Annotated in this window: 16 protein-coding genes; all 16 read left to right on the forward strand. The window is 71.8% G+C overall.

The window, feature by feature from the left end:
• The first annotated feature begins 30 nt into the window (after positions 1-30).
• Complete coding sequence (locus AB0O65_RS01085; protein ID WP_071644921.1) at positions 31-996, forward strand: MoxR family ATPase; 966 nt, start codon at positions 31-33, stop codon at positions 994-996.
• Positions 993-2,366 (forward strand): DUF58 domain-containing protein, encoded by a 1,374-nt coding sequence (locus tag AB0O65_RS01090; protein WP_363382321.1) that lies wholly within the window; start codon positions 993-995, stop codon positions 2,364-2,366. The genes AB0O65_RS01085 and AB0O65_RS01090 overlap by 4 nt, the downstream gene beginning before the upstream one ends.
• The gene (locus AB0O65_RS01095; protein WP_313479365.1) at positions 2,363-4,903 is read left to right on the forward strand and encodes a transglutaminase domain-containing protein; all 2,541 of its coding nucleotides are present in this window, start codon (positions 2,363-2,365) and stop codon (positions 4,901-4,903) included. Before AB0O65_RS01090 ends, AB0O65_RS01095 begins: the two co-directional genes overlap by 4 nt.
• Positions 4,900-6,600: a DUF5684 domain-containing protein gene (locus AB0O65_RS01100; protein WP_363382323.1), complete on the forward strand. Its 1,701-nt coding sequence runs from the start codon at positions 4,900-4,902 to the stop codon at positions 6,598-6,600. The genes AB0O65_RS01095 and AB0O65_RS01100 overlap by 4 nt, the downstream gene beginning before the upstream one ends.
• Positions 6,597-7,424, forward strand: a complete 828-nt coding sequence (locus AB0O65_RS01105) for a protein phosphatase 2C domain-containing protein (protein WP_363382326.1) — start codon at positions 6,597-6,599, stop codon at positions 7,422-7,424. Before AB0O65_RS01100 ends, AB0O65_RS01105 begins: the two co-directional genes overlap by 4 nt.
• A 1-nt stretch (position 7,425) precedes the next feature.
• Positions 7,426-8,004 carry a hypothetical protein gene (locus AB0O65_RS01110; RefSeq protein WP_071644916.1) on the forward strand — a complete coding sequence of 193 codons (579 nt, stop codon included), beginning with the start codon at positions 7,426-7,428 and terminating at the stop codon, positions 8,002-8,004.
• A 124-nt stretch (positions 8,005-8,128) separates the two neighbouring features.
• Positions 8,129-14,230: an Ig-like domain-containing protein gene (locus AB0O65_RS01115; protein WP_363382329.1), complete on the forward strand. Its 6,102-nt coding sequence runs from the start codon at positions 8,129-8,131 to the stop codon at positions 14,228-14,230.
• 46 nt (positions 14,231-14,276) lie between these two features.
• On the forward strand, positions 14,277-15,248 hold the full coding sequence (locus AB0O65_RS01120) for a MoxR family ATPase (RefSeq protein WP_071644914.1): 972 nt from the start codon (positions 14,277-14,279) through the stop codon (positions 15,246-15,248).
• Positions 15,248-16,510, forward strand: a complete 1,263-nt coding sequence (locus tag AB0O65_RS01125) for a DUF58 domain-containing protein (RefSeq protein WP_363382333.1) — start codon at positions 15,248-15,250, stop codon at positions 16,508-16,510. Before AB0O65_RS01120 ends, AB0O65_RS01125 begins: the two co-directional genes overlap by 1 nt.
• Positions 16,507-18,894: a transglutaminase domain-containing protein gene (locus AB0O65_RS01130; protein WP_363382336.1), complete on the forward strand. Its 2,388-nt coding sequence runs from the start codon at positions 16,507-16,509 to the stop codon at positions 18,892-18,894. The genes AB0O65_RS01125 and AB0O65_RS01130 overlap by 4 nt, the downstream gene beginning before the upstream one ends.
• Positions 18,891-20,114, forward strand: a complete 1,224-nt coding sequence (locus tag AB0O65_RS01135; protein ID WP_363382339.1) for an RDD family protein — start codon at positions 18,891-18,893, stop codon at positions 20,112-20,114. Before AB0O65_RS01130 ends, AB0O65_RS01135 begins: the two co-directional genes overlap by 4 nt.
• The gene (locus tag AB0O65_RS01140) at positions 20,111-20,920 is read left to right on the forward strand and encodes a protein phosphatase 2C domain-containing protein (RefSeq protein WP_191712207.1); all 810 of its coding nucleotides are present in this window, start codon (positions 20,111-20,113) and stop codon (positions 20,918-20,920) included. Before AB0O65_RS01135 ends, AB0O65_RS01140 begins: the two co-directional genes overlap by 4 nt.
• Positions 20,917-22,293, forward strand: coding sequence for an FHA domain-containing protein (locus AB0O65_RS01145; protein WP_363382342.1), 1,377 nt, complete (start codon positions 20,917-20,919; stop codon positions 22,291-22,293). Before AB0O65_RS01140 ends, AB0O65_RS01145 begins: the two co-directional genes overlap by 4 nt.
• Positions 22,290-23,948 carry a serine/threonine-protein kinase gene (locus AB0O65_RS01150; RefSeq protein WP_363382345.1) on the forward strand — a complete coding sequence of 553 codons (1,659 nt, stop codon included), beginning with the start codon at positions 22,290-22,292 and terminating at the stop codon, positions 23,946-23,948. The genes AB0O65_RS01145 and AB0O65_RS01150 overlap by 4 nt, the downstream gene beginning before the upstream one ends.
• Entirely contained in the window at positions 23,945-24,658 is a 714-nt protein-coding gene (locus tag AB0O65_RS01155; RefSeq protein ID WP_071644907.1) for a hypothetical protein, read from the forward strand. Before AB0O65_RS01150 ends, AB0O65_RS01155 begins: the two co-directional genes overlap by 4 nt.
• A complete protein-coding gene (locus AB0O65_RS01160) occupies positions 24,655-26,013 on the forward strand; it encodes an RDD family protein (RefSeq protein ID WP_363382349.1) in 1,359 nt (452 codons plus the stop codon). Before AB0O65_RS01155 ends, AB0O65_RS01160 begins: the two co-directional genes overlap by 4 nt.
• Positions 26,014-26,031: the final 18 nt, after the last annotated feature.

Here is a 26,031-nt window from a genome sequence, read left to right on the forward strand (position 1 = left end):
CGTCGCCCGCCCCCTTCGAGAGGATGCTCCATGACCATCGCCCCCGAACAGGCCTCCTGGTTCGCCGAGACGTTCTCGCTCCTCTCCGAGAACGTCGAGCAGGCGATCCTCGGCAAGCGGCACGTGATCGAGCTCGTGCTCGCGACGGCGGTGACCGGAGGGCATGTGCTGCTGGAGGACTTCCCGGGCACGGGGAAGACCGCGCTCGCGCGCTCGATCGGACAGACGATCACGGGCACGAGCACCCGGATCCAGTTCACACCCGACCTCCTGCCGGGTGATGTGACCGGCATCACGGTGTACGACCAGAAAGCGGGCGAGTTCGAGTTCCACGCCGGTCCGGTGTTCGCCAACATCGTGCTCGCCGACGAGATCAACCGGGCGAGCCCGAAGACGCAGTCCGCCCTGCTCGAGGTGATGGAGGAGGGCACGGTCACGGTCGACGGCGTCAGCCGTGAGGTCGGCTCGCCGTTCCTCGTGCTGGCCACGCAGAACCCGATCGAGCAGGGCGGCACGTACCGGCTGCCCGAGGCGCAGCTCGACCGCTTCATGATCAAGACCTCGATCGGCTACCCCGACGACGCGGCCACCATGCGGATCCTGCAGGCGGCACCCGAGCCGCAGAAGAAGCTCGCACCGCTCGTCGGCACCGACACGCTGCTCACGATGGGCGAGATCGCCAGGGGCGTGTACGTGAACCCGCTCATCTCCGACTACATCATGCGCATCGTCGACGCGACCCGACGGGCATCCGAGGTGCGCCTGGGCGTCAGCGTGCGCGGCGCGCTCGCCCTGTCCCGGCTCGTGATGACGTGGGCCGCGAAGAACGGACGCACGTTCGTCACCCCTGATGACGTGCGCGAGCTCGCCGTGGTGGCCCTCGCCCACCGCCTGGTGCTCGAGCCCGAGGCGGAGTTCGACGGCGTCACCGCCATCGCGGTCATCGGCCAGATCCTGCTCGACGTCGATCCCCCGCGCGAGAACGGCACTGCGTGAGCTTCAGCACCGAATCGCGGATCACCAGGGCGGCGGCGCGCACGAGCACGTCGACCCGCACCTCGACCGTCACGCGATACTCCACGACGACGCAGCGCGGTGCTGTCCGCGGCGCGGTGTCCGGCGCTCGCAGGACCCTGCGCGCCCTCGGCCGCGCGGGCCGCGCCGTCGGTGCGTGGGTGCACGAGACCGTGACCGCGGCCGGGGCGCTCGTCGTGGTCGCGCTCGTGCTCGGCGTGGCCGCGGGACGGGCATTCGGCTGGGTGGAGGCGTGGGCGGTCGCCGCCGTCTCGCTCGCCCTGCTCGTGCTCTGCATCCCGTTCGTGCTCGGCGCGCACGATCACCGCATCGGGCTCGTGCTCGACCGGGACCGCGTGGTGGCCGGATCCGAGATCGCGGCGACTCTCGACGTGCGCAACGAGGGCGCGCGCCTGTCGCTGCCGGGCGTCGTCGACGTGCCCGTCGGCGACGGCCTGATCGAAGCGCACGTGCCCCTGCTGCGACCCGGTGCGCAGCACCGCGAAGAGCTGACGATCGCCGCGCACCGTCGCGGGGTGATCGACGTCGGCCCGATGACCATCACCCGCGCAGACCCGATTGGCCTGCTGCGCCGCGAGCTCAGCTGGCCCGAGGTGCAGCGCATCCACGTGCATCCGGTGACCGTCGCGATGCCCAGCACCGCGGCCGGGCTCATCCGCGACCTCGAGGGCACACCCAGCAGCACGCTCGTCGACGCGGACCTCTCGTTCCACGCCGTGCGCGAGTACGTGGTCGGCGACTCGCAGCGGCACGTGCACTGGAAATCGACCGCCAAGACCGGCCGCCTGATGGTGCGGCAGTACGAGGAGTCGCGCCACGCGCGCATCGCCGTCCTGCTCGATCTCGCGGCCGACTCGTACGACGGCGACGACGAGTTCGAGAACACCGTCAGCGCCGCCGCGTCTCTCGCGCTGCAGGGCGTGTTCGAGGGCCGCGACGTGCTGTTCGCCGTCAGCGGGATCGTCTCCGAGCACGGCGCCACGACGACGCAGTCGATCAGAACGCTCTCGACCCTCACACCCCGGACGCTGCTCGACGGCACCTCGACGGTCGACCTCGCCGACGACGTGATGCGCCTCGAGGCCGTCACCGCCCTGACCGCCCAGGCGTACCCCGATCTCTCGATCGCCTTCCTGCTCACCGGATCGAGGATGCCGACAGACCGGTTGCGGCATGCCGCCGTGCGGCTGCCCGCCGCGGTGGGGGCCGTCGCCGTGCGCAGCGAGCTGGGTGCGGAGCCCACGCTGCGCAACGCGCGCGAGCTCTCTGTGCTCACTCTCGGCGCACTGGGCGACCTGCCGAAGATGCTGGCGAGGGGAGCGCTGCGATGAGCAGGACGGATGCCGCCGCGCGGCCTCGCCGTCGGCCGCCGCGCTCGCGAGCGCTGACCCTGTGGGGTCTCGGCTACGTGCTCGTCGGCGTGGCCGTGACGGCGGCCGGCGCGTGGCCCGTGTACGAGTCGTCGCGGGCGATCGCCGTGGCCGCGGTGGGAGGCCTGGCCGGCATCGGGCTGGGCGTGCTCGTGCGCGCGCGTCGCCTCGGCCCCGTGCTCGGCGGCGTCGCGGTGGTGAGCAGCTACCTCGTGCTCGCCGTGCCCCTGGCCGTGCCCTCCGGGCTGAGGTCCGCTCCGGCGTTCCTCGCCGGACTGCGCGACGCGGTGCTCGGCGTCGTCGTCGGCTGGAAGCAGATCCTCACCCTCGCGCCGCCGCTCGGTGAGTACCAGGCGGTGCTCGTGCCCCTGCTGGTCGTCAGCCTGTTCGGCGCGTTCGTCGCGACCCTCCTGGCCCTGCACCCCGGCCGCCGCGCCGCGGCGGCGGTCGTCGTGGTCGCGGCGATGGGCGTGTTCGGCACAGCCTTCGGCGTCTCGGCGCCGAGCCCCGCCCTGATCCTGGGGCCGGTCACGATCCCGGCGCCTCGGGAGCTGACCCTCGGGGCCGTGCTCTTCATCGCATCCCTCGCCTGGCTGGTCGGACGATCCCGGCTGCAGCGGGCAGCGGCGCTGCGCGCCGTCGCCGCTCGTGGCGTGGCACGGCGCGGCACCCCGATCTGGCCCGCCGTGCGCCGGCGTCTGCTCGCCGGCTCTCTCGTGGTAGCCGCGCTCGCCGCGGGTGCGCTCGTGGCGCCCGCGGCGGCGGACTGGTCGGAACGCTCGGTGCTTCGCGATGCCGTGGACCCGATGGTCGTCGTGCGCGAGCAGCCGAGCCCGCTCGCGTCGTACCGGTCGTGGTTCGCCGGCGACCGTCTCGACGAGACGGTGCTGAGCATCGAGGGCGACGTGGGCGCCATCGATCGCATCCGGCTGGTCACGCTCGATCGGTACGACGGACAGGACTTCCACGTCTCACCCGACGCGCGCTTCAGTCGGCTGCCGCGCACGAGCGCGCCGGGGCAGGACCGCGCCGAGCTGACGATCACGATCGGCGACGCGTACCGCGGCATCTGGACCCCGGTGCCCGGCGAGCTCATCGTGGCCCCGACGTTCTCGGGGCCCCGTGCCGACGCGCTGGCCGACGGCTTCCACATCGACGACGGCGGCGACTCGGCCATCACGATCGCGGAGGCGCCGGACGGCGGCAGAGGACTGGTGCCGGGGGATCGCTACACCGTGCTCGCAGCGGCTGCCGGCGGAGATCGCGACGACCTCTCGACGGCGCAGGGCGGGCCGTCGCTGCTGGATGCCGAGGCGTACCCCGAGCTCGTCGACTGGGCTCAGCTCCAGGAGCAGCCGCGCACCGGTGCAGGGTATCTCGAGCTGATCGATCGGCTCCGCTCGCGCGGCTACCTCAGCCACGCCCTGCTCGACGACGCGGCCGCGGCCGGCTGGATCGCTGCCCTGGGCTCGGAGGGCTACTCCTTCGCCGCCAGCTACGCCGGGCACTCCTCGGCCCGCGTCGAGGAGGTGTTCGCGGCACTGCGACGGCAGGAGGCGAAGGTGGGCTCGGACGCCCCGCCGGAGATGCTCGTCTCGGCGGTGGGCGACGACGAGCAGTTCGCTGCCGCCGCGGCTCTGCTGGCCCGGTACTGGGGCCTCGAGTCGCGGGTCGTCATGGGCGCGCGCCTCGGCACCACCGACGAGGTGCCCGGCATCGCCTCCTGCACCGAGACCTGCACCGGCGCCAGCATGAGCGCGTGGGTGGAGGTGCGCGCTCCGGGTGCCGAGTGGGTCGCTGTCGACGTGACGCCGCAGTTCGCGGTGCTGCCCAGCACCATCACCGAGGGCGAGCAGCTTCCCCAGCATCCGACCGTTCCCGAGCAGCCGCGCAGCGAAGCGCTGGACCCGCCCCAGGCGCAGAACGACGCGCAGGCCGATGCGACTCCCCTCGACCAGAGCGATCCGCCGCTGCTCGGCGGGTTCCTGCCCGCGCTCCGCGCGATCGCGATCGGTCTGCTCGCGCTGCTGCTGCTCGCCCTGCCGCTGCTCACCCTGCTCCTCGCGAAGGTCGTGCGTCGGCGCGCTCGACGCACAGCCGGCGACGCCGAGATCCGTCTCGTCGGCGCCTGGGAGGATCTGGTCGACCTGTACGTCGACCACGGGGTGGCGATGCCGGGCGACGGCACGCGCGTGCAGCGGGCGCAGTCGTCGGGGCGGCCGGCGGCCGAGGAGCTCGCCCGACTCGTCGACGCGGGGGTCTTCTCGCCGCATCCGCCCGCCGACACCGACGCCTCGGCCGCGTGGGCGATCGTCGACCGCGAGCGCTCGGACATCGGCCGCGGTGATCGACGGTGGCGGCGGCTTCGCACCCGTCTGCGGATGCGATCGCTCCTCGAGCGGATCCGCCCGCGCCGGACCCCGGCGCTTTCGATTCGCAGCCGCCTGCTCGATACGCTCACAGTGGCCGGCGCACGCCGGCAGGAGGAGGACGCATGAATGCGCTCGCAGATCCGCGGTCGTTCGAGACAGCGGCCGGGGGCGGGATGCCGGTGCCGACGCTCGTCGTGATCGCGGCCTATCTCATCGTGGGTCTGGGCGTGTACATCTGGTACGCCATCGCCCTCTCGAAGCTGTTCACCCGGCTCGGCGAGGAGGGCTGGAAGGGCTGGATCCCCGTCCTCAACGAGGCGACGATCCTCACCCTGGGTGGCAAGCCCGCCTGGAACGCCGTGCTGCTGTTCATCCCGATCGTGCAGCTGTACGGCCTGTTCGTGAAGATCCTCGCGGTGCACCGCATCAATCAGCGATTCGACTGCGGGGCGGGCATGACCGTGCTGGCCGTGCTGCTGCCTCCGGCATGGGCGACCGTGCTCGTCGCCGGGCCGCCGCCCTACCCCGAGGGCGATCGGCTGGCGGGCATCCGGCCGGGTCCGCTTCGCAAGCCCGCGGATGCCGGACCGGTCGACTCGCACGGCTACCTGGCCCCGCCGATCCTGCCGCCAGGGCCGGTCGCGCCTCCCGCGCGCACAGAGCCCGGGGATCGGGGAACGGCGCCCGGCGTCGCCGCGATGCCCGCTCACGCGGCATCGGTCATTCCGCCCCTCGCACCTCCTCTCGAGCCTGCGCCTACGGCCGCTCCTCCGGCGTCCCCGGACTCCCCGGCTGCTCCGGCTGATCGCGCTGCTCGGCCGCAGGATCCCGAGCGCGGCAGCGGCTCGGCGGCTCTGATCGAGTCTGTGCCGTGGACCTCGGGACAGCCGGGGGTCACGAGCCCCCCTCCGCCTCCGCCCGCCACGGCGATGTCGCCGATCGAGTCCGGTCCCGCGGTGCCCGCCGCGTCGGCTCCCGCCGCACCGGCACCGCCTCCCGCTCCCGCGCGCCCGGCCGTGTCGGCCGCTCCGGCCGCGGTGGACACGACGGATTCGACTGACCTACCCGCTCCCGGGGACGCGGCAGCGTCCGTCGACGCCCCGCAGACGCGCGCGTCTGCGCGCCTCCTGCATCAGCCGACTGCGGAATCCGCCCGTGCCGCCCTTCCGGATGCCGAGTCTGCGCCTCTCGTGCACCCGGCACCCGCTGCTCCGGCCGCGCCAGGTGAGGATTCCACGGCAGCCTCCGACGTCGCGACGGCCGACACCGTCGACGCCCCGCCGGCTGCGCGGCGCGCCGGAGACGCCGACTCGCCGTTCGCGCCGCCGGCGGGTGCCGCGGCTTCTCCTCCGGTCACCCGGGCCGACCTGGCAGCGCAGGTACGCCCGGCGCCGCCGGCCGCGGCCGCCCCGCCGGCTCGCATCCCGGCACCCGCACCCACCGCAGACGAGGACGAGGAGTTCGACGCCACGGTCGTCGTCTCCCGTCGACGCGGGGCGCGACGCGTGCTCGTGCTCGACGACGGTCGACGCTTCGCGCTGTCGGCGACGAGCATCGTGATCGGCCGCAACCCCGAGGGCCAGCCGGGCGAGCAGCGACTGCCGATCCCCGACCGGACGCGCACGCTGTCGAAGACGCACGCACGCCTCGTCGTCCAGGGCGACGAGTGGCGCCTCACCGACCTGCGCTCCACGAACGGCGTCGTCGTCGTGGCCGACGACGGTGCCGAGACGCTGCTCGATCCCGGGGAGAGCGTGATCGGCGCCGGGCGCTTCATCCTCGGTGAGGTCGGGATGCACGTGGCCGTGGAGTCCGGCGCGTGACGACGGGTGTCGTGCTCAACGTCGCCGCCCTCACCGACGTGGGTCTGAAGCGGGCGATCAACGAGGATGCGGTGCTCGCCGAGTCGCCGGTGTTCCTCGTGGCCGACGGGATGGGCGGGCACGAAGCCGGCGACAAGGCCAGCGCCGCGATCGTCGAGGCGTTCGCGCCGCTGGTCGGATCGCCCGTATCGACCGAGCTGATCGGTGCTGCCCTGGCCCGCGCGAACGAGACGGTATCGGCGATCTCGGCGCAGCACGCCCGCGGGGCGGGAAGCACGGTCGCGGCTGCGGCGCTGGTCGAACACGACGGCGCACCGCACTGGCTGGTCTTCAACGTCGGCGACTCCCGCGTGTACCGGCACCGCGGATCGACCCTCGACCAGCTGACCGTCGACCACTCCCTCGGGCAGGCGCTGGTGGATGCCGGCGAGCTGCGGCCCGAGAACCTGGCCGACTTCTCCCAGCGCAACGTCATCACCCGAGCGGTCGGCGCCGCCGACAGCGTCGCGGACAGCTGGCTCGTGCCCGTGGTCGACGGCGAGCGGCTGCTGATCTGCTCGGACGGGCTCAGCGGCGAGATCAGCGACGAGAGCATCCGCGCGACGCTGACCATGTGCGGGCGGCCGGAGACGGCCGCCGAGGCGCTGATGCGCCGCGCGAAGGAGGCCGGTGGTCGGGACAACATCTCGGTGATCGTGATCGATGTGGTCGCCGGCGGTGCGGCGGGAGCATCGGACGGTGCGACCGACAGCCGCATGTCGTCGGGACCGCGCACCGACTCGATGCTCGAGAGCACCACCGTTCCCGTGCGCAGGCGACGCTGACATGGGCGCACACGACCCCGACGCGGCGGCCGCCGGCGAGCTGACCCGCCGCGCGCGCCGCGGGCACGACGTCGATGCGCGGCCGGATGCGCCCGACGCGGGAGCGTCTGCGCTCTCGGACGACGATGCGGACGAGCGCACGGTCGTGATCCTCCGCGACGATGCGGACGAGCGCACGGTGGTCGTCGACCGGCGGCCCGGCCTGGGGGCGCAGGCCTTGCGCGCCGGATCCGAGGCATCCGACCCCGACCCGGCGGCCGCCGACACGATCGTCGTGCGGTCTCGGCCCGCCCCCACCGAGGACGACCCGTCGACGGCCGACACGATCGCCGCGCCGCCCCGACGCCGTCCGGGCGACGCGGCTCCCGCCATCTACAAGCCGCGTCCGGCTCCGGTCGCGCCGTCCAGGCCGCCGGCGGTGGTCGGCGCTACGGCGCCGACGCGCGACACCGATGCCGTCCTGGCGTCCGTCGTCCGGCGGGATCGACGGTCGAGTGCGATCGCGGTGACCGCGGTCGGCGTCGCGTGCGTGGTCTCGATGGCCGGTCTCGTGGGCCTGGTCGTCGCGCTGCTGAGCTGACGGCTGAGCCCGCCGGATGGGTATCTCTCCCCATGGGGAGCGGATCACGCCGCGGTTAGGATGTTCCGGTATGCCCGCCACGCGGTGACGCGGGGCGGACCAGTTGTGAATCCGGGGGAAACGCATGAAGGCACTGTCGTGGGTGCGGTCTCGGCCGAAGGCCGCAGCATCCGTGGCCGGTGTGGTGATCGGCGCGGTGGCGCTGACGACCATGGCTGTGGCGTACGACGGGCTGCCCACGACGAAAGTCGATCTCAACGATGCCGGCGTCTGGCTCACCAAGTCGTCGAGTTTCCTCGTGGGGCACTTCAACCACGAATCCACGGTGCTCGACGGCGGAATGCGCGCCGCCAGCGAGGACTACGACATCCTGCAGGACGGCGGCACGGTGCTGGTGGCCGACGAGGGCGCCGGCACGCTCACCGCGGTCGACCCGGCGCGGATGGCGCTGAGCGACAGCGCGTCGGTGCCTGGCAGCGCCAAGGTCGCGCTCGGCGCCAAGACCGTCGCGATCCTCGACCAGAAATCCGGCGATCTGTGGGTGACCGCGGCGAAGGCGCTGTCGGGCTTCGACATCAAGGCGGCCGACCCGACCGCCGAGCTGGGCAAGGGCGCCGATGTGACAGTCGGGCGTGACGGCACCGTCTTCGCCCTGTCTGGTGAGCGCGGCGAGGTCGTCGAGGTCCCGGTCGACCCGGACGGGCTGCCCCAGGAGCCGACGTCCCAGTCGGTCGGCGAGATCGACGTCAGCAAGACGCCGAGCATCACCGCCGTGGGCTCGACGCCGGTCGTGCTCGACGCGGCGGCCGGCATCCTGACCACACCTGGCGGGTTCCGCACCGAGATCGATCAGGCCGCCGACGCCGTGCTGCAGCAGGCATCCGCGCAGTCCGACGCCGTCGCCCTCGCCACGCCCACCGCGCTTGTGCAGGTGCCGCTCGACGGCGGCGAGCCGGTCGAGACCCCGGCCGACGGCACCGGCACCCCGGCCGTCCCCGTGCAGCTGCGCGGCTGCACCTACGGTGCGTGGGCGATCTCGGCGACCTTCATCCGGGACTGCTCCGGCGATTCCCTGGATGTGAAGGAGACGATCCCCGGAGCGGAGGATGCCGGATCGCTGACGTTCCGCGTCAACCGCGACGTCATCGTGCTCAACGACATCGTCGGCGGCGCCGCGTGGCTGGCGAACAAGAGCCTGCAGCGCGTCGACGACTGGAGCGTGCTGGTGCCGCCGGAGGGCGACAGCGAAGACGACGAGAACACCTCCCAGGAGACGGTCGAGACCTCGCTCCCCGACCGCAAGGAGGAGAACACCCCTCCCACCGCGGAGGACGACCCCGATCTCGGTGTGCGTCCCGGCGGCACGACCCTGCTGCCCGTGCTCGACAACGACAACGACCCCGACGGCGATGTGCTCGTCGCCTCTCTCGTGGGCAAGCAGCCGTCGGTGGGCGAGGTGCGTCCGATCCTCAACGGCGCGGCCCTGCAGATCTCCGTCCCCGACGACGCGACGGGAACCGCGTCGTTCGAGTACGAGATCGAGGACGGCCGTGGCGGCAAGGACACCGCGATCGTCACGCTCTCGGTGCATGACGAGAAGACCAACGGCGCACCGCGGCCGAAGCGAGCCAGCAAGCTCGCCGTCGAAGTCGGCGGCACCGTCTCGTACAACGTGCTGCCCGACTGGAGCGACCCCGACGGCGATGATCTGTATCTGAGCGGCGTGGTGGCGGCCGACGGCGACGAGGTCGAGTTCACCACCGACGGCAAGATCACCTACCGCGCCGTGGCCAGCCTGCAGGGGCGCAAGGAGATCACCGTTCTGGTGTCGGATGCCATGGGCAAGGGCACCGAAGGCAGGATCCTGCTCGACGTCAAACCGGAGGGGTCGACGAACCCGGTCACCAATGCCGACCACGTGGTCACCCGCGTGGGGGAGTCGGTGACCGTGTCGCCGCTGGCGAACGACACGAGCTCGGGTCGGGAGCAGCTTCGCCTGGCCCGCGTCGAAGACACCCCGGGCGCCGAGATCGACCGCGACTACGCCAACCGCAAGTTCTCGTTCAAGGCGCAGGCGGCCGGCACCTACTACGTGCAGTATCTGGCCACGGCGGGCCCCAAGCCGGCGAAGGGCATCGTGCGGGTCGATGTGCTCGACAAGCAGCAGAGCGAGCTGCCGCCCGTGGCGGTGCGCGACGTCGCCATGCTCCCCAGCGGCAGCGAGGCGCTCGTGGGCGTGCTGGGCAACGACAGCGATCCAGCCGGCGGCGTGCTGGTCGTGCAGTCCGTCACCGTTCCGCCCAGCAGCGGACTGAACGTCTCGGTCCTCAATCACGAGACGCTGCGGATCAGCGATCAGGGCGGTCTCGAGGAGCCGGTGCGCGTCACCTACCGGATCTCGAACGGCAGCGGTTCGGCGGAGGCCGACGTGGTCGTCATCCCGATCCCCGCACCGACCAAGCTGCTCGCCCCGGTCGCCAAGGACGACGAGGCCGTCGTGCGCGCCGGTGACGTCGTGACGATCCCGGTGCTCGACAACGACGTCCACCCCAGCGGTGACAAGCTGCACGTCGCTCCCGACCTGGTCGAGCCGCTGGTCGAACCGGAAGACGGCGAGGCGTTCGTCTCCCAGGACACCGTGCGCTTCCGGGCGAGTGAGAATCCGGGCACGGTCTACATCACCTACGAAGCCGTGGACTCCCGAGGCCAGAAGGCCGGGGCGTACATCGCCGTGCAGGTGCTGCCGGTCGATGAGGACGGCACCAACGCGGCACCGCGCCCACGCGACCTGACGGCCCGCACCCTGGCGGGGTCGAAGATCAACATCCCGGTGCCGCTCGACGGGCTCGATGCCGACGGCGACTCGGTCGAGCTGATCGGCGTGGACAGCGCACCGCTCAAGGGCCGCATCGTCGAGCAGGGCGCGAACTATCTGACCTACGAGGCGTACGACGACGCGAAGGGCGTCGACACCCTGAGCTACCGTGTCCGCGATCGCCTCGGCGCGGAGGGTCGGGCGACCATCCGCGTGGGCATCGCTCCTCCGGAGGCGACCAACCAGGCGCCGTACGCGGTGAACGACTCGGTCGTGGTGCGTCCCGGCCGCTCCGTCGCCGTACCCGTCCTCGCGAACGACTCCGACCCCGAGGGCGATCAGATCGGTCTCGTCAAGTCGGGCTTGACGCTGCCCCCCGACGTGGAGGGCATGTCGGCGAAGATCTCCGGTGACCGGGTCGTCATCGTCGTGCCGGACAGGGCACTGGAGACCTCGCTGCAGTACACGATCAGTGATGCGAAGGGCGCGCGCACGACCGCCGCGATCTTCGTGAAGGTCGATGAGGACGTCCCGCTGATGAACCCGATCGCGCGCGACGACCGCGTGCAGGTCGAGGACGTCGAGGAGGATCTGACCGTCGATCTCGACATCCTCCGCAACGACGAGGATCCCGACGGCACCATCGAAGGCGTCGACGTGACGCTGGAGGACGGCGCGCGGATGCTCGACGACGGCAAGGTCCGCGTGACCGTGGGCGAGCAGCGCCAGCTGATCCGCTACGTGATCACCGACCAGGACGAGCTCAGCTCGTCGGCGTTCATCTTCGTACCCGCGCTGAGTGAGCTGCGTCCGCGGCTGAAGTCGACCAAGCCGCTCGAGGTGAAGAGCGGCGAGACCAAGGAGATCCCGCTCGACAAGTACGTCGTCGTCGCGGGCGGCGGCACGGTGCGTCTGACCGAGGCCTCCAAGGTGAGCGCCTCGTTCACGAACGGCGACTCGCTGATCAAGGACACCACCACCCTGGTGTACACCTCGAAGGACCGCTTCTTCGGCGAGGACGCGCTGACGTTCGAGGTGACCGACGGAGAAGGGCCGGACGACCCGAACGGGCGCAAGTCCACGCTGACGATCCCCATCACCGTGCTGCCGCCCGACAACCAGCCGCCGACGCTGGGCAGCGCCGAGATGCAGATCGCACCCGGCGAGAAGGCGACCGCGCTCGACCTGTCGGGCCTTGCGACGGATCCCGATCCGAAGGATGCGGGCAAGCTGCGCTTCTCGGTGACGTCGAAGCCGGGCAAGGGCATCGATGCGCGCATCGACGGCACCACGCTGTACGCCGAGACGGGGTCCGACACGCCCAAGGGCACGACGGCCACGGTCGGCATCAGCGTGACCGACGGCACCACCGAGCCCGTGCAGGGCACGGTGCAGGTGGCGGTGACGGCGTCGACCCGCTCGCTCGCCGTGGCGAGCCCCGACTCGGTCGACGAAGCCGACCAGGGCGAGACGATCACCGTGCCCGCGCTGGCCAACGACATCAACCCGTTCCAGGCCGAGGGCAAGGCGCTCAAGATCCTCTCGGCGACCGTCGAGAGCGGTGAGGGGCGAGCGAAGGTCGCCGGCGAGGGCGTCGAGATCACGTCGAGCAAGTCGTTCGTCGGCGTGATGGTGGTGCGATACCGCGTTCAAGACGCCACCAAGGACCCCGACCGCGAGGTCGACGGCCGCATCACGGTGACCGTGCAGGGCATCCCCGACGCACCCGGACGGCCGACGGTGACGACGGTCGAGGACCGCACCGTCGTGCTCAACTGGTCGGCGCCCTCGAACAACGGCGCCGAGATCACCGGGTACACCGTGAAGTCGGTCTCGGGCAACCCGTACACGAAGGCGTGCGCATCGACGACGTGCACGCTCGACGGGCTCACCAACAACGTCGAGTACACCTTCGCGGTGACCGCGACGAACCGCGTCGGCGAGGGCCCGGCGTCACCGGCATCCGACATCGCCCGTCCTGACACCCGCCCCGACACGCCCCTGCCGCCGAAGCTGAAGTTCGGCGACCGCGCGCTCGACGTGACGTGGACGACGCCGACGTCGAGCGGGTCGCCGGTGGAGTCGTACACCCTCGAGATCTCGCCCACCCCGCCTTCGGGGATGGGACAGAAGACCGGCGTCACCGGCACCTCCCTGCGCTGGGAGGGGCTCGAGAACGGCACGAGCTACAGCGTGCGCATCCAGGCGCACAACCGGGCGCCCGACCCCTCCGGCTGGAGCATCTACTCGGCGGCCGAGATCCCCGCCGGCCCGCCGGCGGCCGTCGCGGCGCCCAGCGTGAGCAGCGCTCCGTCGGTCGGCTCCGAGGCGCAGATGACCGTCAGCTGGGCCCAGCCCGACACGAACGGCGCCCCGATCGAGCAGTACGAGCTCGTGACCTACCGCGGTGGTGCCGAGGTGTCGCGGACGACGACGGGCACGGCAACGTCGCAGACCGTGCGGGTGCCCACGAGCACGGCCGATTACACGTACGCCGTGCGAGCGAAGAACAAGGCACCGCAGTGGGGCCAGCTGGGGCCGCAGTCGGCTCCGCAGCGCGCGTTCGGCCAGCCGGGTGCACCGTCGAGCGTCAGCGCGACGCCGAAGGACCGGGCGATCGCGGTCACCTTCACCATGACGGAGGCCGCCCGCAACGGCGCCTCCGAGGGGGAGATGCGCTACCAGTACCAGCTCAACTCGCAGGCGTGGCAGGCCTGGGACGGGCGCTCGAACATCCCCGCGAACAACGGCACCCCCTACACGGTGCGGGTGCGTGCCTACTCGGTGGTCGGCGGGCAGCAGTCCAACACCGGGCCGTCCACCGCGTCGAACTCCGTGACCCCGTTCGGGGCGCCGTTCGCGCCGACCGGGAACGCAAGTAAGAGCGGCGACCGCGCTATCAAACTGACCTGGAACGCTGGGGGGTCCGATAATGGCCGGCCCGTCACCACGTATATCAGTGTGGACGGTGGCGGTTGGGAGAAGGAGTCCAAGTCGGGCGAGCGTATCGTCGGGAATGGCTATGACCAGACCCACAGCATCCGAGTGAAGGCGGTCGCCAGCGAGGGTGGAGAGGCGCTATCGCCGACCTACCGTGCGACGACGAACTCGCCGCCGCAGCCGGCGGCGCAGACTGTGAAGGGGACGCCGGGCAAGTGGTCAGTCGGATGGGGCGGTTCAGGGTCGTGCACCTCAGCTTCATGCGCGTTCATGGCAATCAAGGTGACGGACTTTCCGGCGGGCAACTACCGGCTGTACTGCAACGACAACAACGAGTTCGGCGGCGGCACCGAGACCTACGTGCCGGCGAACGGCACGGTGGACACCAACTGCTTCTATGGAAACCCAGGGACGACGGTGTACGTCCGCATCGGTGGGTGGGGCAAAGCCAAGCCGATGACCTGGTACTGAGCGCGGCACGCACGGTCGTCGCACGACACGAATGGAACGAACGCAAATGAGCATGACCCCCGAACAGGCTGCCTGGTTCCAGGGCACCTTCCACCGCCTCGTCGAGAACGTCGACAAGGCACTGCAGGGCAAGAGCGAGGTCGTCGGTCTCGTCATCGCCGCGATGCTCGCCGAAGGGCACGTGCTGCTCGAAGACGCGCCCGGCACCGGCAAGACCAGCCTCGCGAAGGCGCTGGCGGCCACGGTGCAGGGCACCAGCTCGCGCATCCAGTTCACGCCCGACCTGCTGCCGTCCGATGTCACCGGCGTGACGATCTACGACCAGCGTGAGCACCGCTTCGAGTTCCACAGGGGCCCGATCTTCGCGTCCATCGTGCTGGCCGACGAGATCAACCGCGCCTCGCCCAAGACCCAGTCGGCGCTGCTCGAGGTGATGGAGGAGTCCCGGGTCACCGTCGACGGCGTGACCCACGAGGCCGGGCGACCGTTCCTCGTCATCGCCACCCAGAACCCCATCGAGCAGGCCGGAACCTACAAGCTGCCCGAGGCTCAGCTCGACCGCTTCCTGATCAAGACGTCGATCGGATACCCCGACCTGGAGGTCGCCGAGCGGATCCTCGCCGGAGCCTCGCAGCGAAACCCGTCGGCCGGGCTGGCCGCGGTGATCACCACGAGTGCGGTCGCCGACATGGCCGACCTCGGTGCCAGCGTGCACGTCGAGCCTGCGGTGCTCCGCTACACGGCCGAGCTCGCCGAGGCGACCCGCGCCGATTCCGCCATCCGTCTGGGCGTGTCGGTGCGCGGTGCGATCGCGATGATCCGCATCGCGAAGGTGTGGGCCGCGGCGCACGGCCGGCACTACGTCCTGCCCGACGACATCAAGGCGCTCGCCCGTCCCGTCTGGCAGCACCGTCTGCTGCTCGACGCCGAGGCCGAGTTCGCGGGCACGACCGCCGAGAGCGTGATCGGCCGGGTGCTCGAGAACGTCGCAGCGCCGCAGGCCCGCGCCGCGGTCTGATGTCGCAGGCGACGGTGGCGGAGGGGAGGGCCTCCGCAGAGCAGCAGGCGGGCTGGCGCGATGTCGTCGCCGTGCTCGGCGGACGCGCGCTGGGGCACCTTGAGACGGCCGCACGCGTCGTGCGTCCGCTCGGATGGATGCTGATGGCACTCACCGTGCTGTTCTGGATCGTCGGTGCCGTGCAGGGCTGGCGCGAGCTCGTCGTCGCCGCCTGGGTGATGGCGTTCCTGCTCGTGATCTGCGCGCTCTTCCTCATCGGCCGCACGCAGTACGACGTGTCGCTCGACCTGGCTCGCACCCGGGTCGTGGTGGGGGAGCGCGCGATCGGCGCGTTGAAGCTCGAGAACCGCGGCACGCGAGCGATCCTCCCGTCGCGTGTGGTGCTGCCGGTCGGCGCCGGCCGGGGGGAGTTCTCGATCCAGCGCCTCGCCGCCGGTCAGAGCGCCGAGGAGCTGTTCGCCATCCCCACGCAGCGCCGTGGTGTGGTCGAAGTCGGGCCGGTGAGCGTCGTGCGCGGCGACCCCCTGGGGGTGTTCGAACGCGCCCACCGACGCGACGACCCCGTCGATCTGTTCGTGCATCCCCGCACCGTGCTGTTCGGCGGCCAGTCGCTCGGCTTCCTGCGTGATCTCGAGGGCCTCCCCGCCACGGATCTCTCGCGAGATGACGTGTCGTTCCACGCGCTGCTCGAGTACCAGCCGGGCGACGACCTGCGCCACGTGCACTGGCGCTCGACGGCGCGCACCGGCACCATGATGGTGCGTCAGTTCGAGGAGACGCGTCGGTCGCACTTCGTGATCGGTCTGTCCCGCTCGCGCGGCGACTACCGCGACGACGACGAGTTCGAGCTCGGCATCTCGATCGCCGGCTCCATCGGGCTGCGCGCGCTGCAGGACTCGCAGCGCGTCGACGTGCGCGTGCAGGGCCGTGAACTGGCATCCGGCACCGGCAAGCAGCTGCTCGACTCGCTCTCGGCCGTTGAGCAGTCCAAGGCACGTGAGGGTGGTATCGCCGAGCTGGCCGGCGTGGTCTCGGCCACGATGCCGCTGGCCAGCGTCGTCGTGCTCGTGTGCGGGGATGCCGTCGACGTCGAGGATCTGCGCCGAGCCTGCGCTCGGCTGCCGTTCGGTGCGCGTGCGCTCGCCGTCGTCGCCCGCTCGGGGCTCGACCGACCCGAGCTGCGCCGCATCGGCGAAGCGGATGTCGTGACCGTCGGCGCCCTCGACCAGCTCCCCGCCGCACTGCAGAGGGTTCTCGCATGACCGCTCCGATGACCACCTCGTCCCGCCTGCGCCGCGGCTGGATTCTCGACCTCGTCGCCGTCGGGATGCTGCTGATCGCCGCGCTCATCGGCTTCTGGACCACGTTCGCCGGGCCGAGCTTCCTGCTCGCCGCCGTCGGCGGGGTCGTCCTCGGGCTCGCCGTCGCCGCCGTGTGCGCATGGCGCGGGTGGGGAATCCTGATCATCACCGGCGCGACCGTCGCGGTCTACTTCGTCTTCGGCGGTGCGCTCGCGCTGCCGCACACGGCGCTGCTCGGCGTGATCCCCACGATCGACACCCTGGTCGGGCTGGCGACGGGAGTGATCACGTCGTGGAAGCAGCTGCTCACCACCGTGGCGCCGGTCTCGGCCGCAGACGGCCACCTGCTCGTGCCCTTCCTGATCGGCCTCGTGGCGAGCGTGGTCGCGGCGTCGCTCGCGCTGCGGCTGCGTCATCTCGCCTGGTCGCTGCTGTCGATCGTCGCCGCGCTGTTCCTGGTGATCGCGCTGGGCGTGCCGACAGCGGCCTTCCCGCTCGTGCAGGGGATCGCGATCGCGGCGGTCGCCGCCGGCTGGCTGTCGCTGCGCTCCTGGTGGGCGCCGCAGTCGTCGGCGGTCAACGTCAGCGAGGCGGACCCGGCTCGCGCGAGGCACATGCGCACCCGCAGGCTCGTCGGCGGTCTTGCGGTCGTCGCGGTCGCAGCCGGCGCCGGTGCCGGAGTGAATGCGATCGCCGCGGATTCCGCACCGCGGCACGTGTTCCGCGACGCGATCATCCCCCCGTTCAACATCCGCGACTACGCGAGCCCGATGCAGGGCTTCCGCAAGACGGTCCGAGACCAGAAGACCAAGACGCTGTTCACGGTGACCGGGCTGCCGGAAGACGCACGCGTGCGTCTGGCGGCGATGGACGGCTGGGACGGCGTGGTCTACAACGTGACCGACGGCGGCCCCGGATCATCCAGCGCCTTCCTTCCCCTGCGCAGCGACATGGCGACCGGTGTCGAGGGCGTGCCCGCGCGGCTGCGTTTCGAGATCGCCGACTACTCCGGGGTGTGGCTGCCGGGCACCACGGTCGTCGACGACGTCACGTTCGACGGCCCGCGTGCGGATGAGCTGCGCCGCAGTGCGTACAGCAACACCGCGACCGACACGACGGTCGTCACCGCAGGCCTGAAGAAGGGCGACGCGTACACCGTCGACGCGATCATCGCGCCGAAGGTCGGCGACGAGCAGCTCAAAGACGCGCCGTTCGCGAACATCAAGCAGAAGGTCTCGTCGTACTCGCCCGAGGACCTCTCGGCGACGGCGGCCGACATCGTGACCGACGCCGAGACGCCCATCGAGCAGGCCAGGGCCCTCGAGACGTATTTCGCCGAGGGCGGGTTCTTCAGTCACGGTCTCGAGGGCGAGGTGCTCTCGCGCGCAGGACACACCGCCGAGCGGATCAGCACTCTGCTCGGGGGAGATCAGATGATCGGCGACGACGAGCAGTACGCCGTCGCCATGGCGCTGGCCGCGCAGGAGGTCGGGATGCCGGTGCGCGTCGTGATGGGCTACTACCCGGATGCCGGTCGCAGGAACGAGCCGGTCTTCGCCGCGACCGGTGACGACGTGCACGCCTGGGTCGAGATCGCGTTCGAGGGCTTCGGATGGATCCCGTTCGACCCCACGCCTCCCGAGGACAAGGTCCCACAGGACCAGAACACGAAGCCGCGCGTCGATCCCAAGCCGCAGGTGCTGCAGCCGCCGCCCCCGCCGCAGGAGCCGGTGGATCTGCCGCCGACGGTGCCCGACGACCGCAAGGCGGAGGACGAGAGCCTGAACGTGCTCGGCATCATCGGCCTGATCCTCGCGATCGCGGGGATCTCGCTCGGCGTGCTGCTGCTGCTCGCATCGCCGTTCATCGTGATCGGTGCGTGGAAGGCGGCGAGACGCCGCGCCCGCCGCAACGCGCAGCGCCATTCCGACCGGATCAGCGGCGGCTGGGACGAGCTGACCGATCGCGCGATCGATCACGGTGCGCGCATCCCCCCGGGCGGCACCCGTGTCGAAGAGGCCGGTGTGGTGGCATCCGTCCTCCCTCTGCCCGCGGCCACGACGCTGGCCGAGCGCGCGGACGGCCAGGTCTTCGGGCCGGGCGAGCCGACCGCCGAGGAGGTCGAGGCGTTCTGGCGCGAGGTCGACGAGGCGGTGAACGGCATGCGCAGCGCGACCACCTTCTGGGGGCGGATGAAGGCGCGGCTCAGCGTGCGCTCGCTGACCGGGAACGGCAGGGTGAGCGAACGCGTCCAGGAGCTCAGGGACGCCGCGGCCGCCCGCGTGCGCCGGGAACCTGGCAACATCGACAAGAACAGCCCGACGGCCGAGAGCGAGACCCCATGACGACGATTCCCCCCGGCGACGTCGCGCCGATCTCGCGACGGGTCATCGCCTACATCATCGATGCGCTGATCGCCGCCGTGCTGCCGATGCTCGCCCTGGTCATCACGGTGACCATGACGGTCGGCGCGCTGCGAGACCCCGAGTCGGCCGCCGGCGCGATGGTCTCCGTGGCGGTGGTGTCGGGCGTGTTCGGCCTGCTGATCCTCGCCTGGTTCGTGATCTACACACTCATGCAGACCGGACGCGGGTCGATCGGCATGCGCGCGCAGCGCATCCGGCTCGTCCGCGCGGCCGACCTCGCGCCCGTGACCTTCTGGCGTGCGCTCCTGCGCAACGTCGTCTTCGCCGTGACGGGTACGTTCGTGGTCGGGATGTTCTCGCCGCTCTTCGACGGATCCGGCCGCTATCAGGGCTGGCATGACAAGGTCGGCGGGGCCGTGATGCTGGATGCTGCGGCCGTGCCCGCACGCGACGCCGCGGCCGACGCGTCGACGGCCACCGCGCTCCCCTCGCCGCCGAGGCCACCGGCAGCCGACGCACGCGCCGGTGTCGCGACACCCCCCGCGCCCGCGGCGCCGAGCGCTGCGCTGCGTCCGGATGCCGTCGACGAGACGGTCGTGCCGCCCAGGCCCTCCCCGGCGGCTGCGGCGGATGAGGCACCCGACCAGACGGTCGCGGCTCCGCGCCCCGGCGCCGATGCGCCGGGCGACCCGCTGATCTCGTTCGTCCCCGGGGTGACGCAGCCCGGCGGGTCCGCGACGTCTGCAGCCCCGGCGGTTCCGCCCCAGGCTCCGACGATCTCCACCCCGGCCGCGCCCCCTGCCCCAGCTGCGCAGGCCGCTCCGGCCACCGCCCACGCCGACGACGACGTCGAGTCGACGCGGATCAGCATCCCGGGTCACCGCCTCGTGTTCACCTGGGACGACGGGCAGCGCGTGACGGTGGCCGGGCGCACCGTGTTCGGGCGCAACCCCGAGCAGGAGCCGGGAGCGGTGGTCATCTCCGTGCGCGACGAGACCCTGTCGCTGTCGAAGACGCACTTCGAGGCGGCCTCCGCGCCGTCCGGCGGCTGGATCATGGACCGGCAGTCGACCAACGGCACCGTGGTCGTGCGCGAAGGCGTGCGCATCGCATGCCCGCCAGGACAGCGTGTGCCGCTGCGCCTGGGCGACGCCGTCGAGATCGGCGACCGCATCCTCACGATCGGCGGCTTCGCATGACCGCGCCCGTGCTCGTCTACTCCGGCGCGGCGACCCACACCGGGCGGCGCCGCGCGCTCAACGAGGACGCGCAGCTGGCATCCGCACCGGTCTTCATCGTCGCCGACGGGATGGGCGGTCACGAGGCGGGAGAGCGCGCGAGCGCCGCGGTCGTCGACGAGTTCGCGACCCTCGTGGGCCGTGAGGCGCTCAGCCTCGACGACGTCCGCCAGACGCTGGCCAGGGCACGCGAGGTCGTCGAGCACCTCGCGACGTCCGGCGAGTCGCGTGCGGGCACCACCCTCAGCGGCGTCGTCATCTCGTCGGTAGACGGGCTGGGCTACTGGCTCGCGGTCAACATCGGCGACTCGCGCACGTACCGGCTCGCCGACGGCGAGATGGAGCGCATCACGGTCGACCACTCGGTGATCCAGGAGCTCCTGGACTCGGGTGAGCTGAGTCCCGAAGACGCACCGCACGACTCCCGGCGCAACATCATCACGCGTGCGATCGGCGCCGGCAGCACGGGCGACGCCGACTTCTGGCTGTTCCCCGCCGAGCAGGGCGACCGGATGCTCATCTGCACCGACGGCCTGACATCCGAGATCGGCGAAGCGCGCATCCGTGAGGTGCTGCAGAGCGAACCCGATCCGCAGCGTGCGGCCGCGCAGCTCACCGCCGAGGCGGTGCAGGCGGGCGGCCGCGACAACGTCACCGTCGTGGTCGTGGATGCCGTCTCGGTCGCCTCACGGCCGGGAACCATCGTGCTCTCGGACGTCGACGACGACACCAGACCGCGGGAATCGTTGAATGGAGGGGTTCGATGAACCAGTTCGCGTACCGACCCGGCAGCTGGCAGGTGATCGCGGAGCAGCACGGAATGATCGCCGTTCCGGGCGACACTCCGGTCGAGAGGGTCGCCGCCCTGTCCGGGCTCATGCACGACGGCGCACCCCAGCTGACCGAGGTCATCGACGTCCTCACGGGTGGCAGGATCGCGTCGCTCGGCTCGTTCGTCGTCGCCCTGCTCGGGGACGGCTTCGCGCGTCTCGCCGTGCGCGGCGACGTCACGGTGACCGTGGCCGGCACGGAGGGCGACGAGGTCGTCTCCGGGGCCGAGATCAGCACCTGGACCGAGCGGTACATCACCGACCCGCGTTCCTTCCTCGTGTCGCTCGAGGACGGCCAGTCGACGACGTCGCTCGTCGTGCGCTCCGGCACGGTGCTGGCGGCGTCGGTCGCGTTCCCCGGCGGCGACCTGCCCGCAGCGGAGGGGCGTGCCGGCGCGTCTACGGCAGCGGCAGCGCCGGCCGAGGTGAGTGCTCCGGTCGTCACGCCGCCGGCGGATGCGGAACCCGTCGAGGCGACGCCGGCCGACAGCGTGACGCCGCCGGCTGACGCGGCGGCTGACCCCGCAGATGCACCGGATGCGCAGCCTGATCTCGCACCGGCTGATCTCGCGCCGGCGGCCGAGGCCGACGCGACGGCAGGGGAGGCGGACGACCGAGACCCGGAGCACGCCGATCCAGTGCAGACCGAGGCGATGCCCGTGACTGCCGCACCGGATGCTCCCGCCGTCGACGCGGGATTCCCGACCCTCGTCCCCACCGAGTACACCTTCGCGCCCGCGCCGCCGTCTTCTCCAGACGACGACGTCCTCGACGCCACCGTGCATTCCGTGCCGCGGGGCCCCGCCGCCGCACCCGATGCGCCCGCGGGCGACCACGACGGCTCGACCATCTCTCTCGCCGAACTGCGGCGCATGCGCGAGGCCGGCGAGGCGCCAGGGCAGGCCGCACGAACCGCCGGACCCGACACGCCGACCGAGGTGCTGCCGGCCGTGGAGAACTCGGCCGTCGCCCACGGGGCCGCCCGCCTGTCGACCGGTCAGGTGGTCACGCTCGATCGCGTCGTGATCATCGGACGGCGCCCTCGTGCCACACGCGCGAGCGGCGACAGCCTGCCGCATCTCGTGGCTGTCGACAGCCCCCAGCAGGACATCTCGCGCAGCCACCTCGAGATCCGCCCCGAGGGCGATTCCGTCGTGGTCATCGATCTGCACACCACGAACGGCTCGACGCTGCTGCGCCCCGGTGCCGACCCCGTGCGCCTGCACCCCGGCGAGCACACGCTCGTGCTCAGCGGAGACGTCGTCGACCTCGGCGACGGGGTCACCGTCACCTTCGAGGGACTCACATGAATCGCACGCCGTCGCCTCCGCCGCAGCTGCCCGGCTTCACGTACCTGCAGCCGCTGGGAGCGGGCGGGTTCGCCGACGTCTTCCTGTACGAGCAGGAGATGCCGCGCCGCAAGGTGGCGGTCAAGGTGCTGCTCGCCGATCGCATCACCACGGGGGCGGCCCAGGAGTTCACCGACGAGGCGAACGTCATGGCCATGCTGTCGACCCACCCGGCGATCGTCACGATCTACCAGGCGGGGGTCGCCGGTGACGGCCGGCCGTACCTCGTGATGGAGTACTGTCCGCGACCGAACCTGCAGGCGCGTGCGCGTCGCGAGCCGTTCTCCGTCGCCGAAGCGCTGCGCGTCGGCATCCAGGTCGCCGGAGCCGTCGAGACCGCGCACCGGGCCGGGGTGCTGCATCGCGACATCAAGCCGGCGAACATCCTCGTCACCGAGTACAACCGGCCCGCGCTCACCGACTTCGGGATCGCGTCGACCGCCGGCGCCGTCACCGAGGCTGCGGGCATGTCGATCCCGTGGTCGCCGCCGGAGTCGTTCGCCGAGCCGCCGCGCAGCGGACCGCGCACCGACGTGTACGCGCTCGGTGCCACGGTCTACACGCTGCTCGCCGGCCGCTCGCCGTTCGAGCGTCCGGGCGAGCGCAACACGAGCGCCGACCTCATCGAGCGCATCGAGCGGATGGCTCTTCCCGTGCTCGCGCGCGCCGATTCGCCGGGCAGCCTGCAGGCGACCCTCGCGCGCTCGATGGCGAAGAACCCCGACGATCGCTATCCGAGCGCGGTGGCCTTCGCACGGGCGCTGCAGAAGGTGCAGATCGAACTCGCGCACTCCGTCACCCCCATCGACATCGTCGACGAGCATCCCTCCGCCGACGAGATGCGCGACGACGACGACGGCCTCACCCGCGTGCGGGAGGTGCAGTCGATCAGCCCGGACAGCCCCGCGGCGACCCGCCCGTCGGCGGCGACCGAGCCGCGGCTCGCCGGCGGAGGCATGATCGGGGTGCCCCGATTCGACACCCCCGCGCCGCAGGAGTCCGCAGAGCACACCGTGCGGAGGGCATCGGCACCTGCGGCACCCGCACCGCCCGTGGACGATGACGAGCGCACCCTGCTCCGGCCGCCGACCGTCCTCTCGCCGAGTGAGCCCGGCACGCCGAGTGCCGCGAGCATCCCCCCTCAGGCGCCCGCGGACACGGCAGCGGCGGCGTCCGCCGCGGAGAAGCTCCCCACGGGCCGGCGTCGCGTGGCACCGTGGCTGTGGGCCGCGGCGGTCGCCCTCGTCGTCGTGATCGGCGGCGGCATCTGGCTGGGCGGCAGCCTCAGCACGGCGGCGCGGTCCACGGCTGCGCCGGTCGATGGCGAGGAACCCGCCCCGCAGGACGTCATCTCGGGCATCGTCCCCCCGGTCGACGATGTCACCGGCACCCGCAGCGGCGACACGGTGACCTTCACGTGGAGCAACCCCAGCCCGGAAGAGGGCGACTCGTACATCTGGGCCGAGGTGACGCTCGACGGCACCCTCCAGGCGCAGACCACGGAGAAGACGACCGTGACCCTCGACGGGCCGCACCCCGGCCGCACGTGCATCGACGTCAGCCTGGTCCGTGCTGATGGCCGGTCCGCGCAGGAAGTGAGAGGGTGCGTCGGATGACCGCTGTCACCGTGGAGTTCGCAGGAGAATACTTCCCCGTCGACACCTCGACGTCGTTCACCGTGGGCAGGGAGGGCGATCTCGAACTCGACGACAACCTCTTCCTGCACCGTCACTTCCTCGAGATCGCGCACGACGACGGTCTGTGGTGGCTCACGAACATCGGCAGCCGCCTCTCGGCGACCGTGACGGACTCGGCCGGCGGCGTGCAGGCCTGGCTGGCACCCGGCGCCCGTCTGCCGCTGGTGTTCGAGCGGACGACGATCGTCTTCACCGCCGGACCGACCACCTACGAGATGACCGTGCACTCCGCTGAGCCGCCGTTCCGCGCGGTGCGCCGCGAGGCCGAGGGCGACGGCGTCTCGACGATCGGCGCGGTGCCGCTGACCGAGAGTCAGAAGCTGCTCATCCTCGCCCTCGCCGAGCCGCAGCTGCGCCGCGACGGAACCGGGATGAGCGAGATCCCCAGCTCGGCCAAGGCGGCGCAGCGCCTGGGCTGGACGGTCACGCGCTTCAATCGCAAGCTCGACAACGTGTGCGACAAGCTCGATCGGATCGGTGTGCCCGGCATGCGCGGCGGTCAGCGCAGCTTCGCCACGAACCGGCGCGCGCGGCTCGTGGAGCACGCGATCGCCTCACGACTGGTGACGCGAGAGGACCTCGCCATGCTGGACGCGCCCCAGAGCGAACCCGAAGGAGAGCTGGATTGATCTGGGAGATCGACGACGGCGAGAAGCAGATCGAGGGCCTCGACGCCACCGGGCACCCCGACCCCGGATACGCTGCATCCCTCGGCCTGCTGCCCGCGCCTTTCGGGCGTCGGACGATGGCGACCCTGGCGGAGCTGCTCGTGCTCGCGCTGTTCGCCCTGCCGGCGATGCTGGTGGCGACGCCGGCGCTCGCCGAGATCCTCAGCGGGGCCGGTGATGCGGGCGCGATGCTGGCCGACGGGGCACTGGTGTGGCCGATCGTCACCCTCGCCGTCGGCAACGTGCTCGCCACCGTGTTCATCGTGGTGCAGCTCGTGCTGCTCGGGCGGAAGGGCGTGACGGCGGGCAAGGCCGTCTTCGGCCTGCGTACGGTCAACGTCCGCACCCTGGAACGCCCCGGCTTCTGGCGCGGCGCGGTCGTGCGCTACCTGGTGCTGTCGCTGTCGTTCCTGCTTCCGCTGCTCGGGCCGCTGCTCGTGGTGGCGCTGTCGCCCTTCTTCGACTCCGAACGCCGCGGCCGCAGCTGGCTCGACCAGGCGGGTGCGACGTGGATGGTCGACGTGCGCCGCGGGCTCAACCCGTACGACGTGAAGCGCATGCGCATCGCCCGCAAGTCGGTGCGGATCACCGAGCACGCGAGCGGACCCGCGCTTCCCTCCCTCGCCACCCCGGTCGAGCGAGACGCTCCAGCCCAGTACACCCCGTCGGGACGGCTGTCGGGCGGCGTGATCGGCGCCCACCGCAGGATGTCGCCGCCCCAGCCCGGCGCGCCCGGCGCGCCCGGCGCGCCCGTCGCGCCGACAGCCACGCCCGTCGCGCCGGCAGCCGCGACGCCGTTCACGCCCGCCGTCGCGCCGACCGGAATGGTGGATGCCGTGCCGCCGCCCCTCGTGGCCGGCCAGCTGCTCGACTCCTTCGCCCCGAGTCCTGCGGCGCTGACGCCGCCGAGCGGCGCCGGCTCCGATGAGTCGGCGCCGAGTCCCGCGGCGGCTGCGCCCGCGGCATCCGCAGCCGGCGGGGTTCCCGCGGTGCGCGCGGTGCTGCGTCTCGACGACGGAAGCCGCGTCGAGGTGCGCGGTGCCACGCTGCTCGGCCGCGCCCCGGCTCCGGTCGCGGGGGAGGGTGCCATGCAGCTCGTCGCCGTGGCGGACGACACCCGATCCGTGTCGAAGACCCATCTCGCGATCCTCCCGTCTCGACGAGGAGTCCTCGTCGTCGACCGAGGATCCACGAACGGCAGCGCCATCGTCCGCGACGGCTCCGACCTGACCCTGACCCCCGGCGATCCGGTGCCCGTGCAGGCCGGCGACGTGGTCCGCTTCGGCGACCGCACGCTGACCATCGAGCGGGCTTGACAGTCGACAACCAGGAGA

This window comes from Microbacterium sp. NPDC077391, assembly GCF_040686955.1.
Lineage (GTDB): Bacteria > Actinomycetota > Actinomycetes > Actinomycetales > Microbacteriaceae > Microbacterium > Microbacterium commune.